We start from the raw sequence: 17,856 nt of genomic DNA, 5'->3' as shown, positions 1-17,856 counted from the left end.
TTACTTCGCCCCCTCAACGAGTGAAACGAAGGAAGCAGGCTGCAGGCTGGCACCGCCGACGAGAGCGCCGTCGATGTCGCTTTGACTCATGTACTCCGTTACATTCTCAGGCTTCACACTGCCGCCGTATTGGATACGGACTGCATTAGCCGTTGCTTCATCGTACAGGCCTTTAACAAGGGTACGGATATAAGCAATAACTTCGTTAGCATCCTGGGAAGTGGAGGATTTACCTGTACCAATCGCCCAGATCGGCTCATAAGCGATAACTACGCTTGCTGCCTGCTCTGCGCTAAGACCGGCAAATGCCGCTTCAGTCTGCACCTTGCATACGTCCTTAGTCTGGTCAGCTTCGCGCTCTTCCAGCTTTTCGCCTACGCAGACAATTGGAGTAATGCCGTGACGGAAGGCCGCATGCATCTTCTTGTTGACGATTTCGTCCGTTTCACCGAAATAAGCACGGCGTTCGGAGTGGCCGATAATAACGTACTCTACACCAAGATCCTTCAGCATTACGCCGCTGATCTCACCTGTATAAGCGCCGTTATCTTCGAAGTGCAGGTTCTGTGCACCAATTTTGATGGTGGTGCCTTGTACCGCTGCAACCAGTGCAGGCAGGTTCGTGAATGGCGCGCAGATTACAGTCTCTACGCCTGCCACTTCCGCCTGGCCTTTGATTTCAGCGATGAAGCCTTCGGCTTCCGGAACGGTTTTGAACATTTTCCAGTTGCCTGCAATAATAGGTGTTCTACTCATAATGATGTATTGCCTCCCTCTTCGGTATTACTTGTCGTTCAGTGCTTCTACACCTGGAAGAGCCTTACCTTCCATGAACTCGAGCGATGCGCCGCCGCCAGTGGAGATGTGATCCATCTGGTCTGCGAGGTGGAATTTCTCAGCAGCCGCAGCGGAATCGCCGCCGCCAATAACAGTGTAGCCTTCGGTAGTAGCACAAGCCTGAGCCACAGCCTTGGTGCCTTCAGCGAAGATGTCGATTTCAAATACGCCCATCGGTCCATTCCATACAACCAGCTTGGAGTTTTTGATAATATCGGCATAGATTTCACGGGTCTTAGGACCGATGTCCAGACCTTCCCAATCTGCAGGGATCTCGGTTGCATCTACAATCTTGGTGTTGGCATCTGCACCGAACTTGTCAGCCACTACAACGTCAACCGGAAGCACGAAGTTCTTGCCCAGCTTCTTGGCCTTCTCGATGAATCCAAGCGCTGCATCAATCTTGTCGTTGTCTACCAGGGATTTACCGATTTCGTAACCTTGAGCCTTGGTGAACGTGTAGGAGAGGCCGCCGCCAATCAGTACATTGTCAGCCAGATTCAGCAGGTTGTCGATAACGTCAATCTTGTCTTTCACCTTGGAACCGCCGATGATGGCAGTGAAAGGACGTTCCGGGTTAGAAAGCGCCTTGCCGAGAACGGACAATTCCTTCTCCATCAGAAGACCGGATACTGCCGGCAGGAAGTGAGCGATTCCTTCTGTCGAAGCATGGGCACGGTGAGCTGCGCCGAATGCGTCATTGACGAACAGGTCAGCCAGTTCAGCGAACTGCTTAGCCAGTTCAGGATCATTCTTCTCTTCGCCTTTGTAGAAACGGACATTCTCAAGCACAAGCACATCGCCATCGTTCAGTTCAGCGATTTTCGCTTTTACCGCTTCGCCAATGGCCTCATCAGCCTTGGCTACCGGTTTGCCGAGCAATTCAGACAAACGGACTGCAGCGGAAGTCAACCGCATGGAATCGACGAATTCGCCTTTAGGACGGCCCATATGGCTGGCCAGAATGACCTTTGCACCGTTCTCAATCAGGTATTTAATTGTTGGAAGGGTTTCGCGGATACGGGTATCATCAGTGATCTTGCCGTCTTCCACTGGCACATTGAAATCTACACGCACGAATACGCGTTTGCCTTTTACTTCTACATCACGGACACTTTTTTTGTTCATGATTAACATTTCCTCCACACCCAAAATTGGTTCCTTCACAAAGCCATTTCACGCGAATCCAGTTCATTTAGAAAGAGCGGAAACAGACTTTCCTTGTTTCCGCTCTATTGTACTTCTTATATGAAATCGGTCTTATTTAGCAAGCTTAGCGAATTTCTCCAAAGTACGAACCAGCTGTGCAGTGTAGGACATTTCATTGTCATACCAAGCAACAGTTTTAACCAGCTGTTTGTCGCCAACAGTCAGTACTTTAGTCTGAGTTGCATCGAACAGGGAACCGAAAGTCATACCCTTGATGTCGGAAGATACGATTTCGTCTTCAGTGTAGCCGTAAGTTTCTGGGTCAGAAGCTTCCTTCATGGCTGCATTGATTTCTTCAACAGTTACGCTCTTATCCAGAACAGTAACCAGCTCAGTCAGGGAACCTGTAGCTACAGGCACACGTTGTGCTGCACCGTCAAGCTTGCCCTTCAGTTCTGGAATAACCAGGCCGATGGCTTTAGCAGCACCGGTAGTGTTAGGGATGATGTTCTCAGCAGCAGCGCGGGCGCGTCTGAAGTCGCCTTTTGCGTGTGGAGCATCAAGAGTGTTCTGGTCACCTGTGTAAGCGTGGATCGTAGTCATCAGGCCTTCGATGATACCGAACTTGTCGTTCAGGACTTTGGCCATTGGAGCCAGGCAGTTCGTTGTGCAAGATGCGCCGGAGATTACTGTTTCGGAACCGTCAAGGATGTCATCGTTAACGTTGTACACAACAGTTTTCATGTCGCCTGTAGCTGGAGCGGAAATAACTACTTTCTTAGCTCCGCCTTTAAGGTGCTTTTCAGCGGCTTCTTTAGTTGTGAAGAAACCAGTACATTCCAGAACGATATCAACGCCAAGCTCTCCCCAAGGAAGTTCTTCAGGGTTGCGGTTCGCCAGAACCTTAACATCTTTACCGTTTACTTTGAAGAATCCGTCATGAACTTCAACGTCTCCCTGGAATTTACCTTGAGTTGTATCATATTTAAGCAAATGAGCAAGCATCTTAGCGTCAGTCAAGTCATTGATTGCTACCACTTCGATACCTTCTACATTTTGAATACGGCGGAATGCAAGGCGTCCAATACGTCCAAAACCGTTAATACCAACTTTTACACTCATTGAATAGTTCCTCCTAGAGTTCGTTTTATTTATTCAAGACAGGCCGTGAGGCTCGTCAAGACAACAATGTTAAGTATAATGCATAAACCCTTTGCGCGCGCCCCATTTAATGGAATCTATAGGGCCTTTTGTAGCTGTGTGTCGATTTCCTTGCCGATTTCAACAGCCGCCGCCTCGTCGATGACGAGAATATCCTCTTGCCCGAACCGCAGCATCGCATGAATGGCCTTCGCCTTGCGTTTGCCGCCGGCAATACCGATAACGACTTCTGTACGGATAATGTCTTCCAGGCGCAGCCCCATGGTCCGCATCGTATGAACCACTTCGCCATTCTCATTGAAATAGTATCCGAAGGACTCGGCTACGGCTCCCTCGCTCTGAATCTCTGAGATCGTCCCGGAGTCCAGCTTGCGGCGGTGGGTCATTTCAATGGCGTCGCCTATTCCATGTACAATAATACGCGATCTGCGGATAATTTGTACAATCTCTCCAATATTGGAGTCCTGCGCAAGCGACTCATATGCGTCTCCGCTAAGCAGATCGGGCACATGCAGCAGACGGTAATTGGCGCCAATCCGTTTGGCCATGGTTGAAGCAATGGTGTTGGCCTGTATCTCCATGCTCTCTCCCAGTCCTCCACGCGCCGGAACAACCCAGGCGTTCTTATAGGAAAGGGATAGCGGCGGGGTCAGCTGATCGGCCATCTCGGCCAGTGTTGATCCGCCTGTGACGGCAATCGTATCGTCACTGCGCAGTACGCTGAGCAGTGCCTTGGAGCCTGCGCGCCCCAGCTCACGCTTGGTGAACGGCGATGTCTCACAATCGCCAGGTACCACAATTACTTTGGTGAGACCGTACGTTGTACGAATTTTCTCTTCCAGATCATCCAGGCCGAATAGGCTCTTGGCGACCGGCTCCAGCAGGTCAAGCAGTCTGCGACCGGCATCGCTAATGCGCATACCGACGCTCTCGATCTCAATGAGCCCCTGCGATTTCAGAAGATCCGTCTCGGCGCGCAGCACCCGCTCGGTCATATCAAGCGATGCGGCTAACGTCCTGCGCCCAATAATATCGGACAGCATGATCTGATGTAGAATCGTATACCGTCTCTTAAGGGTTTCCATGAGATCAGGCAGAAGCTGCTTTTGGATTTCCAATAGATTACGCATGCTTTCACTCCTGCAACTTCGTCTTTCTCTTATCCCTTGTTCGTGGTCTCAAAATGTCCCGGGTTAACTTTTTAAGTCCCACCCATATTCTACCCAAAACTGACGCCAAGTGCAAGTGTTCCGAGACTATAATTCTCAGCCCGCTTTCATCTTATACATGGGCTTGTTCGGCAGCCCACTGGCAGGAGGCGCATTTCCGGCTCTATTAATGGAGGCAGAGAAAACTATTTTTGCGCAGGATGCCTAATACGCATTGCTTTTATCCGAGAAGTATATTATAATAATTTCTGTTGCGCCCGTGGTCCAATGGATATGACGTAGGCCTCCGAAGCCTGAGATCCAAGTTCGATTCTTGGCGGGCGCGCCATTTTTTTCAAGCTTGTACATAATTTAGTTCCGATTATATTATATTTAACCAATGAGCCGCTTGAGGGCTCTTTTTTTTGAAAGTAAGTTTGACTTTCTTTGACTTTTTGTTTGAATTTGTTTATCATGTGGTTAATACGGTAACAGTAAAAAATGAACACATTCGAAGCACCAATTTCAAGGAGGTTTTCCACGTGAGTTATATTCCTATGGTAGTAGAACAGAGCAACCGCGGTGAGCGCGCTTATGACATCTATTCCCGCCTGCTGAAGGACCGCATCATTTTCCTTGGAACGGAGGTTAATGACGTGGTTGCCAATTCCATCATCGCACAAATGCTCTTCCTGGCTGCCGAGGACCCGGATAAGGATATTCACCTGTATGTGAACAGCCCAGGCGGTTCCATCACAGCGGGTATGGCTATCTTCGATACAATGCAATACATTAAGCCGGATGTGTCCACCATCTGTGTAGGTATGGCCGCTTCCATGGGAGCTTTCCTGCTGAATGCCGGCGCCAAGGGCAAGCGCTTCGCCCTGCCGAACAGCGAAATCATGATTCACCAGCCGCTAGGCGGTGCCCAGGGGCAGGCTTCGGATATCGAGATCCGCGCCCGCCGCATCATCAAGCTGCGTGAGAAGCTGAACCGCATCTTGTCCGAGCGTACAGGCCAGCCGCTGGAGAAGATCGAGAAGGATACTGACCGCGACTACTTCATGAGCGCTGCAGACGCTGCTGAATATGGTATCGTGGACAAGGTAATTGAGAAGACTCTGCCAACAGGCGTATAAGTACCTGCTCCAATGAATACACAAAGAGGCTGTAACAGACCGGTCCGGTCCCGTTACAGCCTCTTTCTTATGCCCAGCCATTGCTGCCTACCTTAAGCTCCCGTACCCAAGGGCATCCAGCTTGCCTGCAATTACGCGGTAGCCTCTGCCGTTCGGGTGAATATGGTCCAGGAACAGCAGCCCCCGCTCATTACCGGCAAATTCATGGTATACCGAAGCAAACCCTACGTTATTGCTGCTGTAGCCTGCTGCATAGCGGTTGAACTCCCGCACCCACTCTGTTGCTTCATTCACCTGTGGGTAGGGATTATACAGGCCTACCATCCGGATGATGTAGGGGCTGCGGGAACCTGCTTTGAGCTGTGTCAGGCTACCCATGATGTCGCTGTAGTTACGCTTGCAGTCCCTAAGCGCCTGCTGCAGTAATCCCTGGAATTCACCGGGCCGGGGCCCGGCTGCCCGGGCTGCCTTAATCAAGTCGTTGCCGCCAATGGACAGCGTAATGATCTGCGCATCCTTCACCGCTGCCCGGTAGACATTCGAGCTCCTCAGCCGTTGCTTCAGCCCCCCGGTGGTCAGACCGTTGACGCCAAGATTCGCCGGCACCACTGGTGTACCCAGCCTCCCTTCCGCCATCCGCCGGTAGACGGGGACGAAGCCGTTCCCGGGCAGCGCCCCGAAGCCGGTTGTAAGTGAATCCCCGATCGCTGTATAAGCATAGACCATAACCTTCCCCTCCCCGTTATAAGCTGCTTGCCTTCTATAGCTTATGACTATCCGGGTGAAGTGGTAACGGCAGGGCAGGCTGATTAGGCCGTGGATGAAGGGTTGTGCAAGAATGCCCCTGCATCTCCCGGAGGAGATGCAAGGGCATCTGGATAATTATTTTATTATTTCAGCGCCGCGAACGGACTGCTTCCATCCGGCAGGAGTTCCTTGAAGCTGAAGTTGAATTCCGGGAAGCCCTCGGCATATGCCGTGTATTCGTATAACTGGAAGAAGAGCACCGCTTTGCCATCTTTCAGATAGAAGTACTTCTCGGTATTCAGTCCATTGAACCCGCCCAGATATCCTCCGTTAGCTTTGATCTCGGTGGCCAGCTTGGCATTGAGCTGTTTCTTGTAATTAGGGTTGGCACCGAACAGATCGCCCAGCAACAGACGTTTCCCGTCTTTGAGCGAGAAGGTGAACGCATTGCGGTAAGTCATCCCATGGGCACCGCCGGTATACCCGTATTGATTGGTGATTAGGCTGAGCACGCCATCCTGGTTATACGTGATCACATAACCGCCTTCGAATTCATACGGCCGGTCATCCTTCGACCGCTTGGAGATTTGATCTTCAGCATCCTTCGCATAGTTCAGAACGGTCTGCTTAATCGTATCATTGATTGCCTTCTCTGCTTCTGCACTTGCCAGGCCGCTGACCTGCGGATAATCCAGCCGGATAGGCGCATCCTTATGATCCTTCACATAGCTCACTGTTTTGATGGTTACCGCATTCTGTACTTTCTTCATAACATTCAGCCGTCCTGCTGCTGCGCTCCCGTCTACTTTGTAGCCCAAGTAATCGCTAAGCAGCTCAGACGAAACATACAGCCGGTTATTCAGTTGCTTGCCTTCACCGACATAATAATTGTTCACCATAACAGAAATGCCATAATCATTGATCGTCAGCCTTGTCTGAGCAGTTCCTGTCCCGATGGTGTACGTCTTCCCCGCTTTATCATAAGAGAGCGGCATCCCCAGCGCATCGCGCAGGAAGGTTACCGGCACCCATACCTTTCCTTCCTGGAGCAGGCCCGTCTGGGCTGTACTTTTCCCGTTAACCTTCAGCACTATAGATGAGGATTTGGCTTTGACCTGAGCGGCTGCCGGAGCGGCCTCAGTGATGCCTGCATGGATTATTCCTGTTCCTCCCAGCAGGATTCCTGCGGCGAGCATTCCTGCACCCCATTTGCTGATATATTTCTTAGAGTTCGAATTCATTGTTATTTCCCCTTCCACCTGGTGGTATGATTAGTCATGATGTGTGCTCCTCAGTATCACTGTTCCTATTATAGTAAAAGAAAGTGCGGGGATTGTTACAATCCGCTTTACAGTTTCTTAAGGTTTGCCGTGATTATCTAAAGATCCTGTTACCTCAATTTAAACAAATTGAGAGCTTTCGATAGCGGCTATGTGCATATCAATACATTTATATGACAAGTGGAAACGGCTTTGCCGTCCTTTTAAAGGACGGTACCGTTTCAGCGAGAAATGAAGGATAATTTATCATGTAAAACATATAAATTCTTATATTTTTATAAAAAGCGCCTGCCCCGCTATAACAGCAGAGCAAGCGCCTCTTACGAAACGTTTTATTTCAATTCATAAGTTACACTCAATTGGGTAATGACCTTAACCTGCCCGGGCTCAACGGAGCTGCCAGCATTGTTATCCATGGACATCTTTTGCATGGAGGCTGCTTCAGCGTAGACCACCGGATGATTCCCGTCATCGCTCTGAATGACAGTGACTACCTGACCCAGTCCGCGCTTGGCTGCTTTGGCAATAGCCGCTGCTTTGACATCTGCATTCTGCATAGCCTTCTCGATTACCTGTGCTTCAAAGGCCGATGGATCTTCAATGGCAAACCGCACATTGCCGATGTTGTTCGCTCCAGCCGCAGAGGCAGCGTCCAGCAATTGTCCAACCTTTGTCAGATCCCGGTAAGAGACCTCTAGCGTGTGCTGGGCGTTATAGCCTTTTACCTTCTGGCCGTCCTTCTCGCTGTAAGTGTAGTTAGGCTGTACGTTGAACTGGGTGCTCTGAATGTCTTTGTCTGCAATGCCCCAAGTGGTCTTGAACAAAGCGGTCAGCTTGGAGACCTTCGCGGCTGTGCCTTTCTGTGCTTCCTGCGCGGTTTCGGCAGTTGTCGTTACCCCGATGGAGAGATACGCGATATCCGGTTTGATCGACAGCTCGCCTTTGCCTACCACGTTCACCACATTCTTCTGTACTTCGTCGGCGTAAGCCTTTTCAGGACCCTTTAGCACTCCGCTCAACCCCATTCCTCCAATCATCAAGCTAGCTGCCAGCAGAACTGATCCAATCGATTTACCCCATTTTCTCATGCTTGCCATCCCCTTTCGATTCGTTTAAGTGTTATTACCCTCTAGACGGGACAGCATGGTAAAAGTTGCATGAGCGATGTACGATATTTATTTTTTATTTGTTCCCCGTCCCGATCCAGAACCGGCGGATGACATCTACGATATGAAAAAAAGCCCCTAAGGGCTTTTGGTTAGACCATGTAGCATTTATTGATTCTCGAGCTCTTCCTTGCTTACCAGACTGGTCAAAGCGGTTACAGCCTGTTCCGCATCTGCACCGTCTGCGCTGATATGAATCTCCGTACCGGAACTGATCGCAAGGCTCATAATGCCCATGATACTCTTGGCGTTCACTTTTTTATCGTCTTTTTCCACGAAAATCTCCGACGAAAACTTATTAGCTTCTTGCACAAACAATGCTGCCGGCCGAGCATGGAGCCCCGTCTTCAACCGAACAACTACCGGGTGCTTTGTCATGAAACGCTTACCCCCTATTTGAGATCTGCCCAAAAATTTCACATTAATTTTATAATATTATATCATTATAACGCATACCGCACTAGAAAAAAAATAATCAGCCGCCGCGGACCTTGTCCGCCAGCTCATCAATTTTGCGCAAACGGTGGTTCACACCCGATTTACTGACCGTCCCGCCCAGCATATCCCCGACTTCCTTGAGGTTAATATCCGGGTGCGCCAGTCTGATCTCGGCAACCTCCCGCAGCTTATCCGGCAAGCTTTCCAGACCCACCTCGCGCTGCAGCAGCTTGATGTTCTCAATCTGGCGTACCGCCGCACTGATCGTCTTGTTCAGATTGGCCGTTTCGCAGTTCACAATCCGGTTGACCGAGTTGCGCATATCGCGCATGATCCGCACATCCTCGAATTTGAACAGCGCCTGATGGGCGCCGATCAGACTGAGGAACTCGATGATCTTCTCGCCTTCCTTGATGTATAGGATGAAGCCTTTTTTGCGTTCTATGCAGCGGGCATTCAGGTGAAATTCACCAGCTAGCTCAACGAGCGCCTTGCAGTGCTCCTCATACATGGAAGCGATTTCCAAGTGGTACGAAGAGCCCTCCGGGTTATTGACCGAACCGCCGGCCATGAAGGCCCCGCGCAGATAGGCACGCTTGCAGCAGTTCTTGCCGACAATCTCCTCATCAATCCCGTCCGTGAAAATAAAGCCCTCAGAGACAATCCGCAGATCCTTCAGGATCTCCTGGACCTGGTTCGGGATTCTTACAATATAGACGTTATTCTTCTTCAAACGCATTTTTTTACGCACGAGTAGCTCGATATGGACCTGGTAATATTTCTTAAGCAAAGAATATACCCGCCTTGCAATCGCGGCGTTCTCCGTCGAAATGTCGAGAACCACCTTTTTGCTCGAAAGCTGCACCGAACCATTCATTCGGATCAGCGCTGACATTTCCGCTTTCTCGCAGCAGGGCTGGCTCTCGACCATCGTCAGCTCTTTTTTGGTAAGGGCCGCAAAAGACAAGGGGCTCACCTCTTTCATTTAACTCTTTCTGTCAATCCAATCCTTCACCAGCTGGAAAATATGGTGACTGAGCTTATCTGTATCATGCCGCAAATAGGTTTTAAATAATACCAGCTTGTCAGCAATCACCTTATACCCGTTGCCGTCCACGGCCTCACGGTCAAGCTGTACCGGACGGGCACCCTTCTCGGCGTATTTGATCTGCACCTGCTCCGGGATCTCCCCATCATTGACGATCACATAATCGAACAGATGCAGCCCGATATGGTCATATACGGCCTGTAGATGGTCATTAACCGTGTAATTATCCGTCTCACCCGGCTGGGTCATTACATTGCATACAAAAATCTTAATGGCCTCGGAAGCTACCACGGCTTCTGCCAGCTTCGGCACCAGCAGATTCGGCAGAATACTGGTATACAGACTGCCCGGACCGAGCAGAATAGCATCTGCGTTGCGGATAGCCTCCAGCGCCTCCGGCAGCGGCTCCACATCCACCGGCTCCAGAAATACGCGCTTGATGACGCCTCCCGCCTCCGGGATTTTGGATTCACCGGTAATCAGCGTTCCATCCGCCATCTCGGCGTGCAGGATTACCGCCTCTCCGGCCGCAGGCAGCACCCGGCCGCGAACGGCGAACAGCCGGCTAAGCTCCCGGACTGCTGTAACGAAGTCCCCGGAGATGTCAGTCAGTGCAGCCAGAATCAGATTGCCCAGGCTATGCCCGGCTAAGCCTTCTCCGCTGCTGAAGCGGTACTTCATAATCTGTGCCATCAGAGGCTCAACGTCAGCCATAGCCGTAAGTACGTTGCGGATATCCCCGGGCGGCGGCATCTGCAGCTCACTGCGCAGAATCCCGGAGCTTCCCCCGTCATCTGCGACAGTTACGATCGCCGTGATATCCAGCGGCTTCTCCTTCAGCCCCCGGAGCATCACCGAGAGTCCGGTCCCGCCACCCATCACGACGATCTTTGGACGCTGTCCTTGTTCTTCAGCCACTATTCATCCCTTCTCTCATCAATGCCGGTCGCGTTCGGAGTCCCGATGGCTGACTGCCACCGCTTCCGTCTCGCTAACCCCCAGCATTTTGCCCAGGTATTCGGCGATGGCTACCGAACGGTGTTTGCCGCCCGTACAGCCGATGCCGATAATAATCTGGGATTTGCCTTCCTTGCGGTATTGCGGAATAAGGAATTGAAGCATATCCAGCAGCTTGGTCAGGAATTCTTGCGTTTCAGGCCATTTCATTACGTAGTCGTACACCTCGTTGTCTTGGCCTGTCTTGGGCCGCAGCTGATCCACATAGTGCGGATTAGGCAGGAAGCGGACGTCGAACACCAGGTCAGCATCAATCGGAATCCCATACTTGAATCCAAACGAAGTAATGTTAACCGAGAGGGTGCTTTTCCCGAGGTGGGAGAAGCGTGACACTATTTTTTCTTTGAGCTGAACCGGCTTCATGCTGCTGGTATCCAGACACAGGGTAGCTGAATTCTTCAGCTCCTCCAGCATCTGGCGCTCCATGCGGATGCCGTCCAGCGGCATGCCCTTCGGAGCAAGCGGATGATGCCTGCGGCTCTCCTTGTAACGCTGTACAAGCACTGAATCTGTGGCGTCCAGGAAAAGGATCTCACACCCGATCGTTGACTCGTCCTTGATGTAGGCCAGAGACTCCGACAGGGCGGTGAAGAATTCCCGCCCCCGAAGGTCGATGACCAGCGCCACCTTGGCGATTTTACCCTTGGACTGCTCAATCAGCTCAGCGAATTTCGGGATTAGTACAGGCGGAAGATTATCCACGCAGAAGAACCCCAGATCCTCCAGGCTCTGCACGGCAATCGTCTTGCCCGCACCCGACATGCCTGTAATGATAATCAGGGTGGCATGGGCGGGCAGGGTTTGCTCGAGGTCGGTCATTACAGCATCCCTCCCTATGATTAGTATATGAATAATTCCGGTCTTTTAAGAACGCAGCAGCAGGCCTGCCGCACCAATAATACCGGCGTCATTGCCAAGCGCTGCAGGTACAATCGTAACACCGGTCTGCAGAGGGGCAGGCGCCAGCTTGGCGAATACCCGGCGGACTTCATCGAACAGAATATCGCCTGCCTTGGAGACTCCGCCGCCGACGATGAATACTTCAGGGTTCAGGACCGCTGCAACGGAGGCCATTGATTTGCCCAGGTAGAAGGCCGCCCGGTTCACAATCCGCAGCGCAGCTTCATCGCCTGCCTTGGCGGCATCGAATACTTCCTTCGCAGCGATTTTTTCAACGGTGGACAAGGAGGTCCGGTCCCCGCGTGCTACAGCATCGTTCGCCATACGGATAATGCCTGTCGCTGAGGAAACGGTTTCCAAACAGCCCATGTTCCCGCAGCCGCACTGGATCGCTTCCAGATCGGGCACCACGGAGATATGTCCAAGCTCGCCGGCCAGACCGGCAAATCCCTGATACACCTTACCATTAATGATAATACCGCCGCCGACACCCGTACCGAGCGTATAGCAGACACAGTTCTCTATGCCGCGCCCTGCACCGCTCCAGGCTTCGCCCAGTGCAGCCACGTTGGCATCATTGTCTATTTTGACTGGCTTGTTCAGGCGACCCTCCAGAATGGAGCGGATCGGCACATCTCTAAATCCTATGTTGGGCGCAAGGATGATGATACCTTCACGAATATTCGTAAATCCGGCCAGTCCCGCACCGACACCAGCCAGCTGGTCCCAGGAGTACGGAGAGTCCTCCACAATCTGGCGTACATACTTCTCGATATTATCGATGACAGCATCGACGCCATCCGCAGTCCCTGTCGGACCTTCGTAAGTGTGCAGCAGGCTTCCCTCGGCATTACAGATTCCAACCTTAATCGTGGTACCACCTAAATCCACGCCAACGTAGATATGTTCAGACATGTTACAAGCCACCTTTTTCTATGCTAAAATAGTTAATCCTACGTACCCACTATAATAGAACCCTCCCCTGCGGTCAAGGAAAGGCGATACACCCGGGGCAATGGACTTCAGTTCTTATTTGTTAACAAAAAGACTTTCTCACCAGGCAGGCAAGAAAGTCCGTTCATTCTCTTCTATTGTAGGGTGCCAGATACCTTAATGCTATTCGGACAAAATCCGCTTCTGGCCCTCAAGGGCACGGATCGGTGCGATATTCTGGGTGAATTCCAGCGTCCCCATATAACGGCCTCCTGCATCCCGCACGGCGAAATAACGGATATAGATGAATTTATCCTTGATGTTAATCCAGAAATCTTCGGCATCCTTCACTCCGGCTTTGAAATCAGCCAGCAGCTTCTCAACAACATGCACACTTTGCGGCGGATGGCAGTTCTGTACGGTGCGGCCGATAACGGCCTTCGTCCGGGCGAAGATCCGTTCCTTGCCATGCGAGAAGTAGCGGACGACATCGTTCTCGTCGATAAAGGTCAGATCCACCGGCAGATGATTCATCAGCGTCTCGAGCTGGTGTAGCGACAGCAGCCCGGTCTCGAACCGGATGAAGCCCTGCGGGGACAGGCCTTCCCCTTCTTCCGCCGGAACATCAGCACCCTCAGGCTCCGCTGCACGTTCCGGTATCCATTCCTGGTCGGGCGCAGTCAGGCAGAAGCCGATTTCATCGCTTTCGCGGGCGATTTTGACCCACTCATCCTCAGTCAGCTTATCAAGCGCCATCGGGAGCAGAATATTCTCTTCCTTGAAGATCATCTCATTGACTTCCTTAATGATCTCCTCCAGTGCGGCTGTAATCTGCCCGCTGTCTCCGTTATAGGCGCTAAGCGCCTTCTTGGCTTCCTTGATCATATTGCGGATTCCGTCATCCACTCCCCACATTACCTTCGTAGGACCGTATATGCCGTACTTCTCCAGGTAAGGGAAAAGCAGATTCTCCTTGCGGCTGTAGTGCTTGTCGAGATCCAGCAGCAGACTCAGGTCCTCCAGCAGCTTATAGATAATCTCATCGCTGGCGTTCTTCTTGAACTTATCCGCATGCAGCTCCAGCCGGAAGTTGACCAGACGTTCGATCTCCCGGTTCTCCAGCTTGAACGTATGCACGGGATGACCGGGCTGCTCCTCAGGCTTAGAAGAACGGTGGATCTGTTCAATCGAGCCCTTGAAGATTGCCGTATGCACGGAGCAGAGGCGCTGTACTTCCTCTACCGGAATGCCTTCCTCGGTCATCAGAGAGTGCTCCATGGCGGAGATTTCCTCCACCGTAACATCGCCTACCGCTTCTTCAAAACGCGCCTTAACCTCCTCCACGCTTTTGCCCGCATGCAGCTCCTTGATGATCTCTCTCAGCATAGCCTGGCGGCGTGTCTGTTCCGGAATATCGACCTCGCGGTTATTAATCAGTTCGCTCATCACAATCTCTCCTTCTATTCTATAATCTCGAAACCATGCTGCTGAAAGGCCAGCCGAACGGTTTCCAGCTCTATTTTCTTTAATTTCATTCCTTTGGAGAGGGTCATAAATCGTCCTGCAGTCTGCAGCATTCCAGGCTTCGCAATATCACGAAAACCCAGTTCCACCATGATCTCAACAATTTCCGGGTGCCTGGTTACCAGCTCAAAGACCGATTCATCCAGCTTCAACGCTTTGCTCATCCTTTTGCACACCTCACTAATGAGAATTCTTCTCAACACCAGCTTAGCATAGGGTACAGAGGTGAATTGTGATTGTAATCACTAACTACAAAAAGACTATCCCCGCCAGCCATTCAGCTTGTGGGGATAGCCTCAGAATAATACGTTTACGCTGTAATCACGGCCTCTCGGCCATGAACAACGTACCTACATATAGATTAGGTCATGCAGCTAAGTTACAGTGATTGGCTCCATCTATGGGAATTCCGGATATCATGCGAAATCCGCATGCTGCAGAATTTAGGGCCGCACATCGAGCAGAAATGCGCCTGCTTTGCCCCCTCCGCAGGCAGGGTCTCATCATGATACGCCTGCGCCCTTTCCGGGTCCAGGGAGAGATGAAACTGGTCGCGCCAGCGGAACTCGAACCGCGCCTTGGACAGCGCGTTGTCCCGGTCCTGCGCACCCGGATGTCCCTTGGCGAGGTCTGCGGCATGTGCAGCAATTTTGTAGGTAATGACTCCTTCGCGCACATCATTCTTGTCAGGCAGGCCTAAATGCTCCTTAGGTGTAACGTAACACAGCATTGCCGTTCCAAGCCCCCCGATTATCGCTGCCCCGATGGCCGACGTGATGTGATCATAGCCGGGTGCAATATCCGTAGTTAGCGGACCGAGGGTGTAGAAAGGGGCTTCGTGGCAAATCTCAAGCTGCTTGTCCATATTCTCCTTGATCTTGTGCATTGGCACATGGCCCGGACCTTCTACCATAACCTGAACATCGTGCTTCCAGGCAAGCGCCGTCAGCTCTCCCAGCGTCTCCAGCTCGGCGAACTGAGCTTCGTCATTGGCATCAGCGATAGAGCCGGGACGCAGGCCATCCCCCAGCGAGAAGGCCACATCATACGTCTTCATAATCTCACAGATGTCTTCGAAGTGTGTGTACAGGAAGTTCTCCTGCTGATGGGCCAGGCACCAGGCAGCCATAATCGATCCGCCCCGGGATACAATGCCTGTCATTCTCCGGGCAGTGAGCGGAATATAGCGCCGCAGCACCCCGGCATGAATGGTGAAGTAATCCACCCCCTGCTCCGCCTGCTCAATCAGCGTGTCGCGATAGAGCTCCCAGGTTAAATCCTCAGCTATACCGTTCACCTTCTCCAGCGCCTGGTATATGGGCACTGTCCCGACCGGCACAGGAGAATTGCGGATAATCCACTCCCGGGTGGTATGGATCTTAGAGCCGGTGGAGAGATCCATGATGGTATCAGCCCCCCAGCGGGTCGCCCACCGCATCTTCTCCACCTCCTCTTCAATAGAAGAAGTGACCGCCGAATTTCCGATGTTGGCATTGATCTTCACCAGGAAGTTACGGCCGATAATCATCGGCTCACTCTCCGGGTGATTGATATTGGCCGGAATAATAGCACGGCCCGCAGCCACCTCATCCCTAACGAACTCCGGCCGGATATTCTCCCGGATCGCAATATACTCCATTTCCGGTGTGATGATCCCTTGCCTTGCATAATGCAACTGGGTCACATTGCCGCCTGCATAGGCCCGCCTCGGATTCCTGCACAGTCCTGGATAAGCTTCTGCGGCAGCCCCTTCTCTGCGGATTCCGTTATCCTCCGGCCGGACGGCTCTTCCGGTGTACTCCTCCGAATCGCCACGCTCCGCGATCCAGCTTGAACGGTGCGGCGGCAGCCCCCTCCGAATGTCCATCTCCTCCGCGGCATCCGTGTACATACCGCTTGTGTCATAGACACGCAGCGGAGCATTTTCCTCTTCCCCGGCAACGCCTTCGGTTCTGCTGAGGCTGATCTCCCGCATCGGAACCCGGATATCCGGGCGTGAGCCCTCCACATACACTTTACGGCTTGCGGGGAATCCCGAAAGATCCACCTCTTCGTTTTTACCCATTCCTTTCATTTCAATCTCCTCCTCTTCGCTCTGTACACTCATCAGATAAGAGGTCACGCAGCAGATTGAGCTGAAGAATCTATAGATTCCTGCAAGTCAAAAAGCCGCTCCACCTGGAGCGGCTTTATTAAAGGAACAGCCAAATAAGACTGTATTCAAAAAAGGTCCGACTCCACTTTCCTACGCTGGTATGATCCAGATCAGGTTCAAGGGTCCGGAAATTCAATTTTCCCGTCTCAGCCTATTCAGGCTCCCCTAGTGGGTATCTTATCTAATTAAATACATTTTACCTGTATGGGTAATTCTTGTAAACCCGTTATTTGTCTAGCGATTCGCTCCAGTCGTGCACCATCGTGCCTTCCAGGAACTTCTCGGCATCCATAGCGGCCATACAACCGGTTCCCGCTGCCGATATCGCTTGACGGTAACGGGTATCCTGTACATCGCCACAGGCGAATACACCCGGGATGTTGGTCTCGGTGGTACCCGGATTCACCACGATATAGCCATTCTCATCCGTATTGATCTGCCCGCCCAAGAAGGCTGTGTTCGGTGTGTGTCCAATCGCTACGAACACGCCGTCTGCCTCCACCAATTCTGTCAGACCTGTCTCATTGTTAAGCACCGTAAGGCCCTTCACTCCGGTCTCTCCTACCGTTACTTCAACCGGTGTGCGGTTCAAGGCCCAGGTTACCTTGCTGTTGTCACGCGCCCGGTCCTGCATGATCTTCGAGGCCCGCAGCTCGGGACGGCGGTGAACCAGCGTTACGCTGGACGCAAAGCGGGTCAGGAAGCTGGCTTCCTCCATAGCGGAGTCTCCGCCGCCGACGACGACAATCTTTTTATTACGGAAAAAGAAGCCGTCACAGGTCGCACATGTGCTGACCCCGCGTCCCACATTCTCCTGCTCGCCCGGAATGCCCAGATATCTTGCAGAGGCCCCGGTTGAAATAATAACCGACTCCGCTTCCAGTACACCCATTCCGTCCACTGTTACCTTGAACGGACGCTGTGAGAAGTCCACCGACTCCACCCAGCCATTCTTGAATTCAGCACCGAAGCGTTCCGCCTGCTTGCGCATATTGTCCATCAGGTCCGGACCCAGAATCCCTTCAGGGAAGCCTGGAAAGTTCTCCACTTCTGTCGTCGTTGTCAGTTGTCCCCCCGGCTGCAAGCCTTCAATGACCAGCGGGCTCAGGTTCGCACGCGCCAGATAAATCGCGGCAGTCAGCCCGGCCGGGCCTGTTCCGATTACAATCGTTTTGTACATTACATTGGCCTCCTTACAAGTAGGTGTTCTTACA

17 protein-coding genes, 1 tRNA gene and 1 riboswitch are annotated in these 17,856 nt (G+C 52.0%); of the genes, 2 read left to right on the top strand and 16 right to left on the bottom strand.

From position 1 onward, the window contains the following. The 4 genes from tpiA to NST69_RS32310 form a co-directional block, all read right to left on the bottom strand. Window positions 1–756 (bottom strand): triose-phosphate isomerase, encoded by a 756-nt coding sequence (gene tpiA, locus NST69_RS32325; RefSeq protein ID WP_036726267.1) that lies wholly within the window; start codon window positions 754–756, stop codon window positions 1–3. A 27-nt stretch (window positions 757–783) separates the two neighbouring features. Further along, window positions 784–1,965 carry a phosphoglycerate kinase gene (locus NST69_RS32320; RefSeq protein ID WP_036726266.1) on the bottom strand — a complete coding sequence of 394 codons (1,182 nt, stop codon included), beginning with the start codon at window positions 1,963–1,965 and terminating at the stop codon, window positions 784–786. 132 nt (window positions 1,966–2,097) lie between these two features. Then, window positions 2,098–3,108 (bottom strand): type I glyceraldehyde-3-phosphate dehydrogenase, encoded by a 1,011-nt coding sequence (gap, locus tag NST69_RS32315; protein ID WP_036690087.1) that lies wholly within the window; start codon window positions 3,106–3,108, stop codon window positions 2,098–2,100. Between the two features lie 116 nt (window positions 3,109–3,224). Continuing rightward, window positions 3,225–4,277, bottom strand: coding sequence for a sugar-binding domain-containing protein (locus tag NST69_RS32310; RefSeq protein WP_036726264.1), 1,053 nt, complete (start codon window positions 4,275–4,277; stop codon window positions 3,225–3,227). A 292-nt stretch (window positions 4,278–4,569) separates the two neighbouring features. On the opposite strand from NST69_RS32310, the gene NST69_RS32305 reads away from it, so the two are divergent. Beyond that, window positions 4,570–4,644 (top strand) — tRNA-Arg (locus NST69_RS32305). Window positions 4,645–4,837: 193 nt separating this feature from the next. Further along, the gene (gene clpP / locus NST69_RS32300; RefSeq protein ID WP_036690083.1) at window positions 4,838–5,434 is read left to right on the top strand and encodes an ATP-dependent Clp endopeptidase proteolytic subunit ClpP; all 597 of its coding nucleotides are present in this window, start codon (window positions 4,838–4,840) and stop codon (window positions 5,432–5,434) included. Between the two features lie 87 nt (window positions 5,435–5,521). Here clpP and NST69_RS32295 read toward each other — a convergent pair whose 3' ends face one another. The 12 genes from NST69_RS32295 to trxB all read right to left on the bottom strand — a co-directional run bounded on the left by NST69_RS32295 (window position 5,522) and on the right by trxB (window position 17,822). After that, window positions 5,522–6,160, bottom strand: a complete 639-nt coding sequence (locus NST69_RS32295) for a GDSL-type esterase/lipase family protein (RefSeq protein WP_036726263.1) — start codon at window positions 6,158–6,160, stop codon at window positions 5,522–5,524. Between the two features lie 164 nt (window positions 6,161–6,324). Further along, window positions 6,325–7,422, bottom strand: a complete 1,098-nt coding sequence (locus tag NST69_RS32290) for a DUF4163 domain-containing protein (protein ID WP_051478082.1) — start codon at window positions 7,420–7,422, stop codon at window positions 6,325–6,327. A 371-nt stretch (window positions 7,423–7,793) separates the two neighbouring features. Further along, on the bottom strand, window positions 7,794–8,549 hold the full coding sequence (locus NST69_RS32285; RefSeq protein ID WP_339252795.1) for an SIMPL domain-containing protein: 756 nt from the start codon (window positions 8,547–8,549) through the stop codon (window positions 7,794–7,796). A 186-nt stretch (window positions 8,550–8,735) separates the two neighbouring features. Continuing rightward, entirely contained in the window at window positions 8,736–9,005 is a 270-nt protein-coding gene (locus NST69_RS32280; protein WP_036690075.1) for an HPr family phosphocarrier protein, read from the bottom strand. A 97-nt stretch (window positions 9,006–9,102) separates the two neighbouring features. Then, on the bottom strand, window positions 9,103–10,032 hold the full coding sequence (whiA, locus tag NST69_RS32275; protein WP_036726258.1) for a DNA-binding protein WhiA: 930 nt from the start codon (window positions 10,030–10,032) through the stop codon (window positions 9,103–9,105). 18 nt (window positions 10,033–10,050) lie between these two features. Then, entirely contained in the window at window positions 10,051–10,992 is a 942-nt protein-coding gene (locus NST69_RS32270; RefSeq protein ID WP_200869550.1) for a YvcK family protein, read from the bottom strand. 57 nt (window positions 10,993–11,049) lie between these two features. Further along, window positions 11,050–11,949, bottom strand: coding sequence for an RNase adapter RapZ (gene rapZ, locus NST69_RS32265; protein ID WP_036690069.1), 900 nt, complete (start codon window positions 11,947–11,949; stop codon window positions 11,050–11,052). 45 nt (window positions 11,950–11,994) lie between these two features. Next, complete coding sequence (locus NST69_RS32260) at window positions 11,995–12,945, bottom strand: ROK family glucokinase (protein WP_036690067.1); 951 nt, start codon at window positions 12,943–12,945, stop codon at window positions 11,995–11,997. Window positions 12,946–13,146: 201 nt separating this feature from the next. Continuing rightward, window positions 13,147–14,409, bottom strand: a complete 1,263-nt coding sequence (locus tag NST69_RS32255) for a DUF438 domain-containing protein (RefSeq protein ID WP_340956850.1) — start codon at window positions 14,407–14,409, stop codon at window positions 13,147–13,149. A 14-nt stretch (window positions 14,410–14,423) separates the two neighbouring features. Beyond that, the gene (locus NST69_RS32250) at window positions 14,424–14,651 is read right to left on the bottom strand and encodes a DUF1858 domain-containing protein (RefSeq protein ID WP_036690062.1); all 228 of its coding nucleotides are present in this window, start codon (window positions 14,649–14,651) and stop codon (window positions 14,424–14,426) included. Between the two features lie 215 nt (window positions 14,652–14,866). Beyond that, window positions 14,867–16,552 (bottom strand): phosphomethylpyrimidine synthase ThiC, encoded by a 1,686-nt coding sequence (gene thiC / locus NST69_RS32245; RefSeq protein WP_340958175.1) that lies wholly within the window; start codon window positions 16,550–16,552, stop codon window positions 14,867–14,869. Window positions 16,553–16,712: 160 nt separating this feature from the next. After that, window positions 16,713–16,819: riboswitch (TPP riboswitch) on the bottom strand. Between the two features lie 49 nt (window positions 16,820–16,868). Next, window positions 16,869–17,822: a thioredoxin-disulfide reductase gene (gene trxB / locus NST69_RS32240; protein WP_036726252.1), complete on the bottom strand. Its 954-nt coding sequence runs from the start codon at window positions 17,820–17,822 to the stop codon at window positions 16,869–16,871. Window positions 17,823–17,856 lie beyond the last annotated feature (34 nt).

Source organism: Paenibacillus sp. FSL P2-0089 (assembly GCF_038595095.1).
GTDB classification, from domain to species: Bacteria; Bacillota; Bacilli; order Paenibacillales; family Paenibacillaceae; genus Paenibacillus_AQ; species Paenibacillus_AQ silagei.
This window is presented reverse-complemented; position numbering and strand designations above follow the sequence as displayed.